At 47.9% G+C, this 18,502-nt stretch carries 13 protein-coding genes; 2 read left to right on the top strand and 11 right to left on the bottom strand.

What is annotated here, in order from left to right; genetic code table 11:
* Positions 1-276: 276 nt before the first annotated feature.
* The 3 genes from D6M16_RS03255 to D6M16_RS03245 all read right to left on the bottom strand — a co-directional run bounded on the left by D6M16_RS03255 (position 277) and on the right by D6M16_RS03245 (position 3,790).
* Positions 277-1,299 (bottom strand): DEAD/DEAH box helicase family protein, encoded by a 1,023-nt coding sequence (locus tag D6M16_RS03255; RefSeq protein ID WP_120510547.1) that lies wholly within the window; start codon positions 1,297-1,299, stop codon positions 277-279.
* Positions 1,284-2,849, bottom strand: a complete 1,566-nt coding sequence (locus D6M16_RS03250) for an ATP-dependent nuclease (protein WP_120510546.1) — start codon at positions 2,847-2,849, stop codon at positions 1,284-1,286. The genes D6M16_RS03255 and D6M16_RS03250 overlap by 16 nt, the downstream gene beginning before the upstream one ends.
* Positions 2,850-3,256: 407 nt before the next feature.
* The gene (locus tag D6M16_RS03245) at positions 3,257-3,790 is read right to left on the bottom strand and encodes a DUF1488 family protein (RefSeq protein WP_120510545.1); all 534 of its coding nucleotides are present in this window, start codon (positions 3,788-3,790) and stop codon (positions 3,257-3,259) included.
* 134 nt (positions 3,791-3,924) lie between these two features.
* Here D6M16_RS03245 and D6M16_RS03240 point away from each other — a divergent pair, with 134 nt between their 5' ends.
* Positions 3,925-6,207: a YgiQ family radical SAM protein gene (locus D6M16_RS03240; RefSeq protein WP_120510544.1), complete on the top strand. Its 2,283-nt coding sequence runs from the start codon at positions 3,925-3,927 to the stop codon at positions 6,205-6,207.
* Positions 6,208-6,294: 87 nt separating this feature from the next.
* Here D6M16_RS03240 and D6M16_RS03235 read toward each other — a convergent pair whose 3' ends face one another.
* The 6 genes from D6M16_RS03235 to D6M16_RS03215 all read right to left on the bottom strand — a co-directional run bounded on the left by D6M16_RS03235 (position 6,295) and on the right by D6M16_RS03215 (position 12,556).
* Positions 6,295-7,728 carry an aspartate kinase gene (locus D6M16_RS03235; RefSeq protein WP_120510543.1) on the bottom strand — a complete coding sequence of 478 codons (1,434 nt, stop codon included), beginning with the start codon at positions 7,726-7,728 and terminating at the stop codon, positions 6,295-6,297.
* A gap of 137 nt (positions 7,729-7,865) precedes the next feature.
* Positions 7,866-8,261 carry an ectoine synthase gene (locus D6M16_RS03230; protein ID WP_046219278.1) on the bottom strand — a complete coding sequence of 132 codons (396 nt, stop codon included), beginning with the start codon at positions 8,259-8,261 and terminating at the stop codon, positions 7,866-7,868.
* Between the two features lie 11 nt (positions 8,262-8,272).
* A complete protein-coding gene (gene ectB, locus D6M16_RS03225) occupies positions 8,273-9,538 on the bottom strand; it encodes a diaminobutyrate--2-oxoglutarate transaminase (protein ID WP_120510542.1) in 1,266 nt (421 codons plus the stop codon).
* Between the two features lie 23 nt (positions 9,539-9,561).
* Positions 9,562-10,098, bottom strand: a complete 537-nt coding sequence (ectA, locus tag D6M16_RS03220) for a diaminobutyrate acetyltransferase (RefSeq protein WP_027252511.1) — start codon at positions 10,096-10,098, stop codon at positions 9,562-9,564.
* A gap of 342 nt (positions 10,099-10,440) precedes the next feature.
* The gene (locus D6M16_RS22145; RefSeq protein WP_162940910.1) at positions 10,441-10,596 is read right to left on the bottom strand and encodes a hypothetical protein; all 156 of its coding nucleotides are present in this window, start codon (positions 10,594-10,596) and stop codon (positions 10,441-10,443) included.
* 103 nt (positions 10,597-10,699) lie between these two features.
* Positions 10,700-12,556, bottom strand: a complete 1,857-nt coding sequence (locus tag D6M16_RS03215; RefSeq protein WP_120510541.1) for a diguanylate cyclase — start codon at positions 12,554-12,556, stop codon at positions 10,700-10,702.
* A 225-nt stretch (positions 12,557-12,781) separates the two neighbouring features.
* Here D6M16_RS03215 and D6M16_RS03210 point away from each other — a divergent pair, with 225 nt between their 5' ends.
* Positions 12,782-13,624, top strand: coding sequence for a UDP-2,3-diacylglucosamine diphosphatase (locus D6M16_RS03210; RefSeq protein ID WP_120510540.1), 843 nt, complete (start codon positions 12,782-12,784; stop codon positions 13,622-13,624).
* Positions 13,625-13,683: 59 nt separating this feature from the next.
* On the opposite strand, the gene ydiJ is transcribed toward D6M16_RS03210, so the two are convergent.
* Together ydiJ and D6M16_RS03200 are read right to left on the bottom strand one after the other, a co-directional pair.
* Positions 13,684-16,743, bottom strand: a complete 3,060-nt coding sequence (gene ydiJ, locus D6M16_RS03205; protein WP_120510539.1) for a D-2-hydroxyglutarate dehydrogenase YdiJ — start codon at positions 16,741-16,743, stop codon at positions 13,684-13,686.
* Between the two features lie 180 nt (positions 16,744-16,923).
* The gene (locus D6M16_RS03200) at positions 16,924-18,441 is read right to left on the bottom strand and encodes a bifunctional NUDIX hydrolase/phosphatase PAP2 family protein (RefSeq protein ID WP_120510538.1); all 1,518 of its coding nucleotides are present in this window, start codon (positions 18,439-18,441) and stop codon (positions 16,924-16,926) included.
* Between the last annotated feature and the right edge of the window lie 61 nt (positions 18,442-18,502).

Raw genomic sequence — 18,502 nt, 5'->3', positions numbered from 1 at the left:
TCTCACCTTTCTTAATTGTTCACACCCGTTTTTATTTGCCCCTTTTTTGTCCCCATCAACCTAAATTGACCATTTTTTCGAAGCGTTTGCCCCTTTTTTGCCCCCATAATTCCAGGTCAGACAGACGACAAATCCGCAGCCAAATTTCGTTAGATTTTCCTATCTTCCCTTTGTAAGTTTTATCTCACCAAATGATAAACTTCTAACAAGGTTCTGGACAAAACAAGTTAGGTACAAAGCGCTAACTCGGCCTTTAGGTCAAAAGACAGGGCTGGTTTAACATTTGTACTCGTCTAACAAACGTTGTGAGACAAAATACACATTACCTTTCGCTCTTGTACAAGCTACATATAGCTTATTTAACGTCGATGGTGCCAAAGTAGCCAATCGTCCTTTTGTATAGCCTGTGAATGTTGTCGGGTTTAGAACTATGCAGATGTCAGCGAAATCATCCAAGCCTTTTGTATTTCCCCAATTGTCAGTCCTTCCAACGTACTTGTAGTTTTCTTTAAAAAACAATTTAACGATGGAATCGTCGGAGAATAACCTTTCAATATGATCAGTGTCGTCAATCAGGGCAATATTGACCTCATCTTGTCGATGGGAACTTATTGTGATGCCAATTTTCTCGGTAACAAATCTGCAAACTGTAGGGCTACATCTATAACTGTGCGAGAGTGTATCTAAGTCGATTGTGTATCCTGCATCTTTGAGCTTATTAAGATATGCTTCATAGTTGTTATGTAGGTTTTTTTGAATATTACCATCTCGGCTAGTATCAAAAGTATGTTGGAAAAAATCACCAACGAATAATACCTCCACATCCATTTTCGACAACTGACAAAGCAAGTTGAAGTCATTAGCTGCGAAATCTTGAACTTCATCTACGCAGAAGAAATCAAAGTACTTTTCAATACGCTCAGTGATGTCAGACACACCATCACAATCCATCATCATCTTCGCAATACGGTTATGGTAAAGTCGGTGTCCTTGATTGAAGTAATGCTCATGAGTGTTGCGTTTCGCAAATCTAGGCGGATCACTATAGCTAACCCCCTTTATCTTCATGTCGTTACCAACTATTGGCCGTACGCAGAACGATAGTAGGAATGAGAAATAGGTGTAAACACGCACACCTTTAGGCATGACCCCAAATTTGTTTAAAATTCGTTTCTTTAGATTAGTAGTATTATTTACAGTGTAAGTAACAATCAGCGCACGACTATTTATGTCCAATTTATCAATTATATGCTGTGTTTTACCCGATCCTGCGACTGCAAGTACTACTCGCTTATCCATTCTATAGCCTCTCTAATGTATGAAGGCACAGTGATTTCGTTCGCCTTCTCCTCAAGTAACCTAAATGCTGCGGTAGTTTTGTTTTTCAACATGTACTCTTGCGGTTCTAATTGTATCCTTCCACCTGAGAATAAGTTGTCGCAAATTTCTTTATTATCCTGATACATGCATATTTCAAAAGTGCTTCTTGTATTATCTGTATCAGCGCATACGGATATGTTATCTGCCTGATAATCATGATAATTATCTACACAGTTTTTCTGATGGTCACTATCATTATCACGGATTACCGCTGTCTTAATGTTCAACAGCTTAGAAACTTCCATATATCGTTTAAAGCTAGTACCACCAACTGAGATAATATGAATTCCATCGTCGCTTGGCGGATGACCTTTAGTGCGCTCGTATAAGCACTCCATTAGAATATATTCCGAATCACCCTCAACAAGGATTACCTTTTCAGAAAGAACATGCTCTAGGATGTTATGGTTAGGAGCTTTCGCAAAGAACTTAGCAGTGTCCCTCGTAAGATCCGTTAATATAGCAGGTCTGGTTGCTGCACTATTCAGCAAAATTGATTTTCTTAAGTCTAACCTTGAGCTGATTAGGCTACTATGGGTAGTAATTATGACTTGATTATCATGTGCCTTCTCTACCTGACTAATTAGTTTATACATACTGGTGTGGCTAAGGTGGTTCTCAGGTTCTTCTAGTAATAAGACATCTATTGCCTTGCCTTCCTCACGCTCTCTCAATGCAAATGCAGTCTTAATAAAGCATTGTTTTCCTTTACCACGATTTTCAATGGGAATCCCTTCTTCTGTGAGGGTTAGGTCTGTTTCCAAATTAAACTTAGATCCAGAGCGGATAGCAAAATCGTAACCTTCTATACGATCATTAATCACATTCAGTTTAGTATCCCTGAAGGCATTTTTTTGCTGTCTGTATTCGTTCTTTAAACTGTAACGTACAGGTTGCTCCACGGTTGCTTCATACATGGCTTTTACATACTGACTGTTTGCGTACTCGTTGTTAATTTGAGTGCTATCAATAGACAAAAAGCGCAAAAACTTCCGATAACTGGAGTATGCGTCCCCATTGAACGTAATAAACTTGGCGACGTAAAATTCGAATGGAAAGTTATCACCTTCAGTATCCAAAACTTGCCGTATCTCAGCGCTTAACTCTTCGTTCGGCTCACAGATCAATTGAAGCCCGTCAGCATAAGTTCCATCACTGTTGTTTCTACCGTTTAGGTCTGGGTTATCTGCTTCGTTTAGAAATAATTCAATATGAAGAATAGGAAGGCGGTCTATATTTTTCTCACCCGCTAGAAATTCTGAAACAGAACTGGCATTAAGCAAAGTTTCGATGCCCAAGTTCTCTACCTTGCTTCTACTGCCACTCAATGCAAGCTCAATAGCCGTCAATATAGTGCTCTTTCCTGCTTCATTATCCCCAACCAGAATGTTTCTTATTGGATCAAAATAGATCTCGTACTCTCTGAATTTCTTAAAGTTTTTTATTTTTGCCTTCAAAATATGCGTCATTATAGTGCTCGCCTATCGATGGAGGTTATTAGCTAGAATGTTAATAGACTTCATAGTGATAAGAATGCTGTTGCAATCACGAGTTACAACTTGGAAAGGGACAAAGATGAGTCAACAGGTAAAGATTTCTTACCTGTTGCTAGCACGTTTTGGGGCAAAACCTTGCTAAACACCTACACATCCAATAAATCGAAATATAGAACTCCTACTATCCATTTCCACTTTCAATCAAGTAAACGTTAATCAAGTCACGTTACGCGTAACGCATTTGATAGACATCAACAAAAACGACCGCTAAGGCTACCTGTTGGTGATGACCATAGCGGCCGAAAAACTTTTCTTTCTCGAGAGTCGCCCTCGTTTGCACTAACAATAGGACGAGAAGAACCTATAACTATGTCTTCAAGCTACAACTGAAATCTACGACAATCTTCAAGTAAAATCATATAACTGGCATCTTCAGGTTGTTCATCAATGAGGCGTAAAGCCAGTGCACAAATCCGATCTCGATAGTTTTCAAAATTGTGATTTGCATCTTCCCTCGTATCTGGTGTTTTGAAATAATCTACTAATGCATTGCGAGAAATTTCAAACAGCTTCCTATCTTCACCATTGAGTAAAACAAACTTTGTACCACCAGTATCAAAATTTATGCTCGTTTCATCTTGCATGTACCATTCTTCCATATCTCCAAGCTCCCATTTAATGTAATTGCACTTCAATTCCTGATAAAACTTAGCAGATGGAAAGTAATAGAATTTAATCCAGCATGTGATATGTGTACTCAACCCCACCCGCCGGACACGTGTATGCCTGGCGGGTGACATAGGCTTTTTCAAAGAGCCGCCGCAGTAACGTACTTGCCCATGAGTTCGACAGATCGAAACGCCGCCCGTTTTGAGCCTGATAGCCCCCGCACCCCATACCTTGAACTGGCGCATTGAATAAGACGCCAGACACTACCCCTGATGCGTCCATCAATAGAAAATGATGTATTACCGCGGGAACATGGTAAAATCGTACGTTTTTTATATTTGCCCCAAATGCCCTACATTGAGCGAGCAACAGTAAACGCATGAATTTAAAGAAGATTAACGAATACCCGAAATACTGGGCGGAATGCTATGGAACAGCGCCGTTTCTGCCGACTACGCGTGAAGAAATGGACGCGTTAGGCTGGGATAGCTGTGACATTATCATTGTGACCGGTGATGCGTACGTCGATCACCCAAGCTTTGGCATGGCGGTGATCGGTCGGGTACTGGAAGCTCAAGGGTTCCGTGTCGGGATTATCGCTCAGCCCGAGTGGAACAACAAAGATGCCTTCATGGCGCTGGGTCAGCCGAACCTGTACTTTGGGATTACGGCCGGCAACATGGACTCGATGATCAACCGCTATACCGCGGATCGCAAGCTGCGCCATGATGATGCCTATACCCCGAACAATGAAGGCGGTAAGCGTCCTGATCGCGCCGTTCTGGTCTATTCGCAGCGTTGCCGCGAAGCCTATAAGGATACCCCGATTGTACTGGGTGGCATTGAAGCCAGTCTGCGCCGTCTGGCACATTATGATTACTGGTCTGATAAAGTGCGCCGTTCCGTGCTGTTTGATGCCAAAGCGGACATCCTGCTGTTCGGTAATGCCGAGCGGGCACTGGTGGAAGTGTCGCACCGCATTGCCAGCGGCGAAGACATCAGCACCATGACGGATATCGCCGGTACGGCGGTGATCCTGAAAGAAGCGCCTGCCCATTATAAAATTATCGATTCCACCCGCATCGATAAGCCGGGCAAATCTATGGTGATGCCTAATCCTTATGCCACGGAAGAAGTCTGCGAGACCAACAAATCCAAAGCCGAGGCTGAACCGGTGAAGGCTCAGACGGTGCAGATTCAGCCGTCACGTCACGACGCCTTTACCAGCGCCGTGCGTTTGCCTTCTTACGAGAAACTGCGCAACGACCGCATTTTGTACGCCCATGCCAGCCGTGTGATGCACCTGGAAGCCAACCCTTATTCTGCCCGTGCGCTGATCCAGCTGCATGGCGATCGTGAATTATGGGTGAATAAGCCGCCTATCCCGCTCACCACCGAAGAAATGGACTTTGTGTTTGGCCTGTCGTACGCGCGGGTGCCGCATCCTTCCTACGGTAAAGCCAAGATCCCGGCTTATGACATGATCAAGACCAGTGTCAACATCATGCGTGGCTGTTTTGGTGGCTGTTCTTTCTGCTCGATTACCGAGCACGAAGGCCGGATTATTCAAAACCGCTCTCACGAGTCGATTTTGCAGGAACTGGAAGACATCCGCGACAAAGTACCCGGCTTTACCGGCACTATTTCCGACTTGGGCGGCCCGACGGCGAACATGTACCGTCTGGGTTGTTCCGATCCGCGTGCCGAGCAGAACTGCCGTCGTCCGTCGTGCATCTTCCCGAAAATCTGTGAGAAGCTGGATACCGACCACAAACACACCATAGATCTGTACCGCAAAGCCCGCGAAGTGAAAGGGATCAAGAAAGTCATGATCGCCTCGGGTGTGCGTTACGATCTGGCTATCGAGTCGCCGGAGTACATTAAAGAGCTGGTAACCCACCATGTGGGTGGTTATCTGAAAATCGCGCCGGAGCATACCGAAAAAGGCACGCTGGATCTGATGATGAAGCCGGGCATGGGCACCTATGACCGCTTCAAAGAGCTGTTTGAAAAATACAGCGCCGAAGCCGGCAAGAAACAGTATCTGATCCCGTATTTTATTTCGGCCCATCCGGGTTCAACCGATGATGATATGCTGCATCTGGCATTGTGGCTCAAGAAAAATGATTACCAGTGCGATCAGGTACAAAACTTCTACCCGTCGCCTATGTGTAATGCCACCGCCATGTATCACTCGGAAACGAACCCGCTCAAGCGTGTGAAGTACAAGCAGCGTGAAGATTTGTTCGTCGCTAAAGGCGAGCGTCAGCGCCGTCTGCATAAAGCCCTGCTGCGCTATCATGATCCGGCCAACTGGCCGCTGATTCGTGAAGCCTTGATCAGCATGGGTAAAAAACACCTGATCGGTGACCGAGCCGATTGTCTGGTCCCTGCCGAAGGCAGCGAAGCAGCCCTGACACCGGCAACCCGTCGCGGTTCAAGCCGTCACGGTGCCAAGCGGTTCGCCACCAAGCACCCGAATCAGCCCGATATTCGTAAAGACGGCACGACGCAACGCAAGGGTTCTGGTAAACCGAAAACCCATAGCGGCAGCAGTGCTCAGGGTTCAGGTAAACCACAAGGTGCCGGCAAACGCCCGTCATCGCCGGGTAAACCACAGTCTCGCGGTAAACCCTCCGCAAAACGTGGCGCTCGAGCCTGATAAAGCTTTAGTGAACGGATAACAAAAAAGGCAAGAGCCATGCTCTTGCCTTTTTTATTTCAGGGGGAAAACCGGAGGAAAGCGTTACTAAGCGACGACTTTCTCTGCCGTTACTGACGCCTTGCTTTCACTCATGAAGCTCTCATGCAGCGCACAAATGGCGCCGTGATAATCGCTGTCTTTCACCACAAACTGCACATCAACATTACGCAGCGATGCATGGGCCGCTTTCGGGCTGATATCTTTATCGAGCAGGGCCAAGACACCCTGACTCATGGTTTTATTGGTATCGATAGCCGAACCAATAACCGAAATCAGCGCCACCATTTTTCCGGTGATCTTGGCCTTCGGATAACGCTTCTCCGCTTTGGACAATACCTTGTTCTGGCTTGATGTGCTGCCATCCAGGTAGTAAGTCACCGAGTTGGCGTTCATCTCTTTACTGATCAGCTGAACGTTTTCTTCGCGGATGATTTCCATCAGCTCATAGCTGACGTCTTCCACCTGGCCGACCATAGCCTGGTCAAACAGATGCAGCGCAAAAACCTTATCCCGACCGGCAATAATCTCGGCTTTACCCGTATTGGGCTGATAATGCTGAGAAATCAAAGTGCCCGGGTGTTCAGGTTCAAAGGTATTTTTCACCGCCAGCTCAATGCCGGCACGACGAAGCCCTGAAGCCGCATTGGGGTGGATTGCTTCCATACCCAGGTTGGCCAGCTGGTCAGCCACGTCATAGTTACTTTTTCCAATCGGGCGGACATGCTCAGGGCCAACGATACGGGGGTCAGCACTGCTCAGGTGATATTCTTTGTGGATCACCGCGCGGCTTGCCTTGCTCAAGACCGCCAGACGGCTGAATGTCATCTCACTGTAACCACGATCGTAGGTCTTCATCAGACCTTCATCGCAGTACACATAGCCGGTCACGATAGGCAGTTCTTTGCTCAGATCGATATCTTTAATGGCATCGAGAATCACCGCATCCAGATCGCCCTGGACATTGTTCTCGGCGCCCCAGCCCGACAGATCGACAAAGCGAGAATTAATACCCAGGTTATTCAACATCAGCGTGGTATTAAAGGCAGAATGCGCTTCACCAATAGAAGACAGAAACTCGCGAATTTGCGGTAAATAGCTGGTCAGGGAAAACTGTCCGTACTGACAGGTTTCCAGAATATTTTCGATACAGGTAATGGCGTTCGCAATACGCTCTTTGACAAAATTATCGGCACGGTTACGACAGAACAGCTCAGGGAACATGGTGTCGTTAATCAGCAGCATACGCTGCTCCAGTGCTTTTAATTTCTCGCGCCACACATCGTTGCGTTCTGCAATGTAGCGGAAGATGCCCGGTTCACCGGTTCGCTTGCATTCCAACAGTGCGTCAGTGATACCGCCGTAGGCCGAAACAACAAACATACGTTGATAAGGATTGTCTGGATAGAGCAGGATATTGTCCATTACCGCATCGAACGCAGACATGGAAGTACCGCCAATCTTTTCAACGGTATGAGTCATGGTAACTCCTTTTATTTTCATCAGCGCAGCAAGAGTGCCGGGCTTGATGGTGTTGAAAGGCGGTTTGCACCGCCTTCCGGTAACCCTCAGGTTGATATCGCAAGGAGGGTTAATCACTTGCGTCAATACAGCTGTGATTATTCGGCTGCTGGGTAGACGCCGTCTTTGTCGTGGACTTCCATGCCCGTCAGTGGCGGGTTGAAAACACAAGCCATCACCATATCGACACCTTTGTTAGCGCGCAGCTGGTGTTCATCATGCTTGTCCAGCACATACAGGGTGCCTGGCTTGATCTGGTAAGTCTTGCCATCGGCAGTGGTCTGGATTTCCCCTTCACCCGATACGCAATACACAGATTCCAGATGGTTCTTGTAATGAATGTGTGTATCGGTATTGGCAAAGATAGTGGTGATGTGGAACGAAAAGCCCATGTTGTCATCACGCAGCAACATGCGGACACTTTCCCAGTTACCGTTTTCAGCCACTACCCGGCGTTCGCTGTTCTGGCACTCTTCAAGGGTGCGTACAATCATTCTTATTCTCCTTAAGACGCTTTCTTCATGCTGGATTTTGCAAACTCGGCCACCGCTTTTTCAAAGATGTGCAGGCCTTTTTCCAGTTCTGCTTCACTGATAGTCAGCGGGCAGAAGAACTTCAGCACTTCATCATCCGGACCAGCGGTTTCGATAATCATGCCGTTTTCAAAACACAGCTTACCGATTGCACCCGCAAATTCGCCATCGTGACAGGCAATACCCTGCATCAGACCGCGGCCTTTAATTTTTTCAAATACCGCCGGGTACTGTTTGAGTACTTTTTGTAATGTAACGTTCAGCTGGGCAGCGCGTGCGTTGATGTGCTGCTCAAACTCGTCGTTGTGCCAGTAGGCTTCAATCGCAACAGCGGCTGTCACAAATGCGTGGTTATTACCACGGAAGGTGCCGTTGTGCTCACCTGGCAACCACTTATCCAGTTCCGGTTTCAGCAGTACGACCGCCATTGGCAAACCGTAACCACCGATAGATTTAGACAGGGTCACCATATCCGGTTTGATACCAGACGGCTCAAAGCTGAAGAAAGTACCGGTACGGCCACAACCCGCCTGAATGTCATCGACAATCAGCAGAATGTCGTGACGTTTACAGATAGCGCTCAGGCGCTGTAACCATTCGTTGGAAGCCGCGTTCAGACCACCCTCACCCTGTACGGTTTCGAGGATGACAGCCGCCGGTTTATCCAGGCCGCTGGAGTTATCAGTCAACATAGCTTCGAACAGTGCCAGACCATCCAGGTCGGCGTAACCTTCATATGGCAGACGGGTGACACCGCTCAGTGCCATACCCGCACCACCACGGTGATGCTGGTTACCAGTTGCCGCCAGTGCACCGTAAGACACACCGTGGAAGCCATTGGTGAAGGCAACGATGTTCTGGCGTCCTTTTACTTTACGCGCCAGTTTCAGCGCGGCTTCAACGGCGTTAGTGCCTGTTGGGCCGGTAAACTGTACTTTGTAGTCCAGACCACGAGGGGTCAGGATGTAATTTTTCAGGTTTTCAAGAAATGTCGCTTTTGCTTCGGAATGCATATCCAAACCGTGCGTCAGGCCATCTTGATCGATGTAATCCATCAGTGCTTTTTTCAGCACCGGGTTATTATGGCCATAGTTCAACGCACCAGCGCCTGCCAGGAAATCCAGGTAACGCTCACCTTCGCTGGTGTTCAACCAGCAACCCTTTGCGGATGAGAACACCACCGGGAAGTTTTTGGCGTAACATTGAACATTTGATTCCTGCGCATTAAAGATATTCATGACTTATCCTGTTTTGTCGTGATTTATTGTTTAAGTGGAATGCGATAGAGATATTCCGAGTCGTGTTCACCGTCGAAATGCTTCTCTTCATCAAGGAACAGCGAGACTTCACCTAAGTTACCGTTCGCCTGATCCACCTTCTTAAACAACGCCCAAGAGGCTTTATTGAGGCGGGTGATGGTTGTTTCGATACAGCGAATATCGCTGAGATCATCACGCGCCAGCAGTTGTTGAATCATCTTGAAAGCGAGCCCTTTACCACGCGCCTTCTCGCCGACAGCAACCTGCCAAATAAACAGAGTATTTTCCTTTTCAGGGACTCTGTAAGCCGAGACAAACCCTGCCATCTCACCGTCTGATTCAGCAACAATACATGTGTCTTTGAAGTGAGTGGTCTGCAGGAAATTGCAGTAAGAGGAGTTGGTGTCTAATGGGGGACAAGATTCGATCAGTGAATGCACTCGATTACCATCTGTTCGTTCCGGTTTTCGAAAAACAAACTCTTCCTGAGTCTTAGTCGATGTTTCTGGGGCTAATGCCCATGGTGCCATTGTAATCATTGGTCGCCACATTGTTTAGTGCTCTAATGAATTCAAAAACAATTATAGGGACTGAAACGATAAGATCAACCCCAATATTTTTAGCAACCTACTGATTGTCACGATAAGGCTTTGATATTTAAATGGTTAATACTGAAAAATGATTACAAAGCTAATAATTACAGAACTAATCATATTGCTGTCATTAAAGCGACATCAAACCGCGATAAGTGAGATCTGCAGGCCAGAAATGTTCAGTTCAGTTGTGGGAAAAGAAGAGAATGACGTTTCAAGCCGCTGTCGTCAGACTCAGCGACTTGACGTAAAGAAGGAAGAAAAATGAAGAATCCGTTGTCGCAGACATTACCTGGCAAGTTCCATTGCCATAAAAGCAGCAATCGCAATAATGGCAGAGATCACTATGCCAATATACAGCTTTTTCTGATGCCGCTCGTCCAAAAACCGAGCCATGACTACTGCCGCTGCAATCAGCAGGATTATCACTACAAATTTAAGCATGCCTCCCCCTGTGGGTGTCTGTAAATCGCCTGGTTGTTATAACAAGCATATGTCCGTGTCAGAAATTCACTGCCAACTCTTCAACTTAGCACCAATTACGGCATCAGGCTGTTACTGCTTCCGTTTCTGTTCCGATTAAACACATATCTGCACTGAGAACCTGGTTTTTACCCTGGGATTTCGCCTGATACAGTGCCCTGTCTGCAGACGAGATAGTCGATTCCATTCCCTGACGCAAAGGAGCAAAACCAATGCTGACGGTAATGGCAAAGGATCTGCCTTCATGAACCGTAATACGGCTACCCTCTACCTTTGCACGGAAATCATCCAATGTCTTGAGGGCGGTTTCTTGGTCAGGTGCTTCCATTAACACCGCAAACTCTTCCCCGCCATACCGACACAAAACAGCTTGTGGCTGAAAGCTGTGTTTCATCTGACTCGCAATGTTCAGAATGACTTCGTCGCCAATCAAGTGGCCGTAAGTATCATTGATCGACTTAAAGTCGTCCACATCTATCATGGCCAGAAAATAGCCGGCAGTGCTATCCATTAGCTTCTGATCCATATGATGACGGAGACTGTTCTTATTTTTCAGCCCTGTCATCTGATCTTCGCTACGAATGTGCTGCGTCAAAAGCAGCTGATTCAATGCACTGAGCGTGTAGTTTGCAATCATTTTCGCAAAGAATGGATAAGCCAAACCGGGCTGACATATATACAGCACCCCGATCAGCTGACTTGCCGTGTGCTGGGTGTCATGCCGCCTTGCACAGTTGACTAAAGGCAGCCGTATACAGGGCTCACTAGGGGCAATAAGACGGACAATATCGTCCTGTTCGGGTTTACAAAACCGGCCAAGCTGCTGACAACCTGCAATTCGGCACAGTAAATCTGCCGGTACTTTTGCCCGTAGGTTGTGATAGGTCTCTTCCAGCACCCCTTCTCTGGTATTCATCACGAAAAGATAAACCCGGCTGCTTCCCATAGTATCGTTCAATAACGCTGACAGTTGCTCATGCAGTTCATCGAATTCCTGCGCTTCAATTAGCTGGCCACCCACCTGATGAACGCGGGTATGCAGGTAGCCTCCCAGTAAAATAATAAAGACGACTGTCAGCAGAGCGCCGCCCACAACGCCTATCCTTAAGGCATTGGCCGCAATTTCACTATTATTGGTACCAGAGAGTAGCACCCAGTTAAAACGGTTATTGGTATCGTAAACACTGAACTTATACTGGTTGTCATATTCGTATGAAGGGATATTTCCGCTACCTTCACCCGCTTTGATTGTTGTCAGCAATTCAGGATCTATACTGACAGAATCTACGCCCAGCCGCGTTTTGTCGGGGTGAATAACAACCCTTTTCGTGTTCGGCTCAACCGCGTACACATAGCCGTTCTTCATCGTTTTCAGCCCGGAAAGATCGTCCGACATTGCACCGGCATCAAGTTCAATCATAATTCTGACGTTATTTTTCCCAGGTAACGCCAGCTTAGCCACCATAGCAATACACCACTTTTTGGTACTGTTGCTATGATAAAAATCCGACAGAAAGATATCACCGGTTTTCTGATCGTGAGAATACCAGGGTCGCCGCTTTACCCTCTCGTCAATTCCCGACAGGCGAAATCCGTCTGTTCCGTAATAATCTGAGTCAACCAGCAAACCAATTTCCAGAAATTTATTCTGATTTTTGACCACATAGTTCGCCGCATCAAGAAATGCAGGGATATTATCTGCCCCTTTGAGGATCTCAGATAATAAAAATAATTGATTCGTTGCCGCAATGTAATTCTGGTCTAAGTATTTTTTCGCCACATTCAAATTAGCCCGCGCCTGTGAGTAGGCACTGTCCCGGATGGAACGATAATCTGAATATCCTAAATACACCAGTGCCGACACCAGCAGAACGAACAATGGCAGAACCATTTTTATCAAATACTTAGGCTTAAAATCCATTTAAAATATCTATTGAATAAAACATCGGTCAAAATCTGAATGTCGGCGATTATATCTTAATCGCCGGATACCTGTCGCAACCTAATTGCCTGATAACCGCGGGTAAAAACATTCAGCAACCCTTCCATTGCAATGAAGGAGTCACTGATACGACACCCGAATGTCATGTTAGAAAATTAGTCTTATTTCTGACACTGATACCTTGATATAAGGGTTGAATCGACTATGGGAAAACACACCTACCGTACACTCTGGTTATCAGACATACACTTAGGAAACAGGGATTGTAAAGTCGACTATCTGCTGGATTTTTTATCCCGTTATCAGGCCGACACGCTCATACTGGTTGGTGATATCGTTGACCTCTGGTCTCTGAGATCCCGGTTTCACTGGCCGGAAAGCCATACCAAAGCTGTCCGCCTTTTATTGGAGCGAGCAGAGCAGGGATGCCGGATCATCTATATACCGGGTAACCACGACGAAGCCATCCGCAAATTTATTCAGTTTAATCTCGGCAATGTTGAACTGGCACACAGTTACATCCACACCAGTGCAAACGGCAACCGTATTCTGGCGCTTCACGGCGATGAATTCGACAGCATGGTTTGTCACAGCAAACTGACCTCTTTACTGGGCGATGCCGGTTACGACTTCCTCTTATTCTTAAACCGCTGGCTAAACAACTACCGGCGCTTAACCAGACAACCCTACTGGTCTCTGGCCAGCTACCTGAAAAGCAAAGTCGAAAAAGCCAATCTGGCGATTGCCAGATTCCGCCATGCTGCTGTCACTATGGCCAGGCACAAAGATGTTGATGCCATTGTCTGCGGCCATATACACCATCCGGAAATTACCGAACAAGATGGCATCGTATATCTCAATGACGGTGACTGGATTGAAAACTGCACCTTTCTGGCCGAACACCATGACGGCGTCATTGAACTGATACGGTGGACGGAACAGGCCGAGTGCCTCGACAGCACGGAGCGGTTCAGGATCAAACCTCAGATCACCAGCCTGTTTGACAAAGAGAAACAAAAAGAGAAGCAGAAAGAAAAAGTGGCCTGAAAAAACGGCGGAGGCCTGAGCACTCCGCCGTCACAGCGTTTGTTACAGACAGCCGGGCATCAGGCTGTACTCACCAGACGCAATAACACCTGAACCGGGTGCTTCATCTTAATGTGCTCAAAACGTTTTACCTGGCTTCGGCACGAATAGCCGGTTGCCATACAGCGATCGCCATCCAACTGCGCCAGGTTCGGCTGCCAGCTGAGATCAAACACCCCTTTTGAGGTTTCCAGCTTGTCTTTCTCGTGACCAAAGGTGCCCGCCATACCGCAGCAGCCGACAGAAACAGCTTTCATGCTGGCACCGAAGTGACGGAAGATTGCCGCCCACTCTTTCTCAGCATTTGGCATTTTGGTTTTCTCCGTACAGTGGGCGAATAAGTACCACTCACTGTCATTGCGTGGAGCAAGAGGAGACAATTCACTCAGTAATGGCGTCAGCCATTCATGGGCTGTCAACACTTTGAAATCACCGCGCTTATCACCCAGCATTTCATTGTATTCATCGCGGTAACAGAGCACTAATGCCGGGTCAACGCCAACCATAGGCATGCCCAGCGCATCCAGCTGATTGAGGAAATCGGCGGTGTTTTTCGCTGTTTTGGCAAACTGTCGCAGGAAACCTTTGACATGCTGCGCCTTACCATTGGGTTTAAACGGCACCAGCATAGGTTTCTTACCGAGCTTTTCTATCAGATGGACAAAATCCCTTACCACTTCCGCATCGTAGTAGCTGGTAAACGGATCCTGAACAATCAGCACATACTGCTGCCGCTCTTCCTGAGACAAGGCCTGCAGCCACTGCAGATCGAACCGGGTTGCATGGCTGCCCGCCAGTCCCTGCAACAGCGTAGGCACCGACAGTTCAGGCATATCCACATACCCGAGCACTTTCGCCGTCAAGGATTTTGACCAGCCGGGTCGCATCACTGCATTAACCAGCGACGGGGCTTTGGCCATGACCGGCAGATAACTTTCCACATAGCCGACCAGATAGTCTTTGGCAGGACGCTGATAACGGCTGTAGTACATGTTGATGAAACGCGAACGGAAACTCGGTACATCCACTTTGATCGGACACTGGCTGGCACAGGCTTTACACGCCAGACAGCCGTTCATGGCTTCCATCACTTCGTGCGAATAATCGTACGCTTTACGCTGAGGGCCGAAAGTATTGCGGAAGCGATCGATGATTTGCTTCACCGTCGGCGACTTTTCCATCAAGTCCTGCTCAAGTCTGACCGGATCAACGCCCTGATCAGCCAGCAAACGCAGCCATTCGCGAACCAGTCCGGCCCGGCCTTTCGGCGAGTGACGGCGGTCGGCGCTGACTTTCATCGACGGGCACATGGGTGAGCTGGTGTCGTAATTAAAACACAAGCCGTTGCCGTTGCACTCCATCGCCTGCTTGAAGCTGTCTCTGACTTTCACCGGGATCTGGCGGTCAAAATACCCACGTTTCAAGCCATCGACTTTCACCAGTTCAGCATTACTGTCTAATGGGGTACAGATCTTGCCCGGATTCAGCCTGTTGTGCGGGTCAAAAGCTGCCTTTATGCGACGCAGCTCAGTAAACAGTTCTTCACCGAAGAACTCAGGTCCGTACTCAGAACGGTAGCCTTTACCGTGCTCACCCCACATCAGACCGCCGTATTTGGCGACCAGAGCAACCACCTGATCCGAGATTTCCTTCATCATTTTTTCTTGCGCCGGATCGCACATGTCCAGCGCAGGACGCACATGCAATACACCGGCATCCACATGACCAAACATGCCGTAATGAAGCTGTTTCTCATCCAGCAACTGACGGAACTCAACAATGAAATCAGCCAGATTTTCCGGTGGTACGCAGGTGTCTTCTGCAAAAGGGATCGGTTTTTGCCAGCCTTTGGCAGCACCTAACAGACCCACAGCTTTTTTGCGCATGTTGTAGATCTTATTGATGCTGTCCAGATCGTCACACACCTGAAAGCCGATTATCCCCTGCTGTCCGATTAAATTTTCCAGGCGCTCGCTCAACTGTTGCACCTGCTGTTTAATCAAATCGACATCATTACCGGCAAACTCAACGATATTGATACCCTGCATGTCCTTACCCGGCACATCGGTGATCAAATCGCTGACGGTGTGCCAGACAATATCCTGACGGGCGAGATTGAGTACTTTTGAATCCACGGTTTCAACAGACAGCGCCTTAGCTTCCACCATCACAGGTGCATTGCGCAGCGCAGCATCAAAGCTGTCGTACTTGATATTCACCAGCGCCCGGGCTTTAGGGATAGGGGTGATATTGAGTTTAGCTTCGGCAATAAAGGCCAGCGAGCCTTCGGCGCCACACAGCAGACGCGCCGGGTCAAAATGAGTCAGCGTATCATTGAACACATTTTTCAGGTCGTAACCGGTCAGAAAACGGTTCAGTGGCGGGAATTTATCCAGAATTTGCTGACGCTTTTCGCGGCACACTTTCGCCGCCACACTGATAGCTTCAGCGACCTGACCGTTTTGCTGCGCAATATGCTCCAGGCCGTCTTGCGTCAAAGGTTCGGTATCCAGCACTGAGCCATCCACCAGAACCGCTTTCAGTGCCAGTACGTGATCTGAGGTTTTACCGTATTGCAGCGATCCCTGACCGGATGCATCCGTATTAACCATACCACCGATGGTTGCCCGGTTACTGGTGGACAAATCGGGGGAAAAAAAGAAACCATGCGGGCGAAGTGCGTCATTGAGCTGGTCTTTCACCACCCCTGTCTGCACTCTGACCCAGCCTTCCTGCGGGTTGATCTCAAGAATCTGGTTCATGTGACGCGAAAGGTCAACGACGATACCCGGTGTCAGCGACTGACCGTTCGTCCCGGTCCCCCCCCCTCGTGGAGAAAAGCTGACCTGCTGAAAAGCGGGCTGCTGGCCCACTTTTCCGACCAGCACCAAATCATCCACAGATTTAGGAAAAACGACAGCCTGAGGTAATTGCTGATAAATACTATTATCGGTTGCGACAGCCAGACGGCTGGCATAGGTGCGTTCAACATCGCCAGAAAATCCTGCATTTTCCAGCGCATCCAGATACGACAGTACGATGTCATCGATACTGTTCTCAAACGTCAGTGCGGGTAACATTGCTCTCCTTGTCCAGTTTTGAGCTATCCTGCTTTCACTGGCTCCATATTAATCCAGACAATGATGCCTGTTTGATATAATCGTTTGCGCTCACTTTACCGCACTCAAGTCATGAAACAAAGTGTCAGACACAGCTTACTGACATGTTTATGTTTGCTTTCCCCGCCCCCACCCGTGGCTTCATTTGGCTACGTCCGGGTCAGCCAATAATTTCAGCATGAAAGATAAGCCAGCCACCAGCCATACCGTCAGTAAAAATGCCCCTGTGGCACGCATTCCCAGCGTAATAAGACTGACAGTAGAGGTATTGGCTATAACAGTAAAAAAGTAAGCGATCGCTCCTGAACCTGCCAACAACACCAGTGCCATCAGAATATGCCGGGACACAGACAGATTCAGGCTTCCTTTAGGTAAAGCATCCAGACTGAGAAATACCCCCAGCGAAATGGCAAACAGGTAAGTATGTGCAGGCAGCAAGGTTAAGCCGGCCGCCGCCCCGGTGAGAACGGTAATCCCCAGCCATACCGCTTTTCCCCGTATGGCGGTCGGCGTGATTAGCCGGGAGAACAGGGCCAGCAGCAGAATACCGATAATGATGGCCGCTACCGTGTCTGAAATGAAATGCACGCCAAACCAAACTCGGGCTATCGCCTGACCTGTGATCAGAACAGAAACCACCAACAACCCCACCCCGGCGCGGAGCCATGATTTTCCAGCGCACAGTTTCATCCAGAACATTCCCCAGATGACAGTAGCTAATAAGGTATGCCCGCTCGGAAAACTGAATCCGTAGGCGCTGCCGTTTTGCAATGCCGGCACCAGATAAAATGGACGCGGTAAATTGAAAATTTGTTTCAGGCAAGTTGAGACCAGGATGGTAATCACAGTGGCGGCAAGCAGTTGCAACATAGCCGACGGCCCAAATAAGAAAGCAATAACAGCAATAAGCAAGAACACAAACCAGTATTCACCGGAAAGGTTGAGCAGCCACATCAGGCTGTCCAGCACAAATTTTGCGGCATTGGGCAGGTTATTACCCCAGTCCTTAAAGGCTTTGATCACAATCAATTCGGCCTGATGTAATGCGCTTGCCCGGTCACTGATATCGGTATAGAAAACCACCTCGCTTTCTGGCGTTTCCATCATCCACTGATACAAATAGGCAGTATCTTCAGGGTAACGATACTCAGCATCCTGTAAAGACAACGGTGATACCAGATATACAGCGTTAATTTCCCGGTTGAAGTCAGCCGCTTGCCAGGCTGCGATCTGATGGCGCTGATCGCTCTCCTCTTGCTCGGCAACCAGAATCGGTTGCGTCGCCACGCAAGCATATATGGCCGCTCTGTCCCTGAACTGCAAAAGCTTAACCACTTCTACATCTAATCCGGTTTCTTCCAGCGCCTCTCTCCGGGCCGCTTCACTGGCAGTATCCTGATTATCAATATAGCCGCCCGGAATGGACAGCTTCTGAGTGATAATTTCCGACACCATGACCATTTGCTTGCCATGCCGGATAACGCACGCCGCCCCTACAAGATTGGCAGGCTGTTCGTCATGTGGTTCAACAGAAACTACGCGCTGGTTGTTCGCTTCCTCGGCATGCAAGTTCCACGACAGAAAAGCAAACAAAGAAATGAACGCGGTAAGAGCGAGCATGATAAAAGCAGGCGGAAAAAGAGCACGCAGTCTGATCACTGAAAACCTTTCATTTTTAAGCTATTACCTGTAGCAAGTTTATCAATACGCAGTATATGCG

This window comes from Photobacterium salinisoli, assembly GCF_003614885.1.
GTDB lineage: Bacteria > Pseudomonadota > Gammaproteobacteria > Enterobacterales > Vibrionaceae > Photobacterium > Photobacterium salinisoli.
The sequence above is the reverse complement of the archived record's forward strand: the minus strand, read 5'-3'. Positions and strand labels throughout refer to the sequence as shown.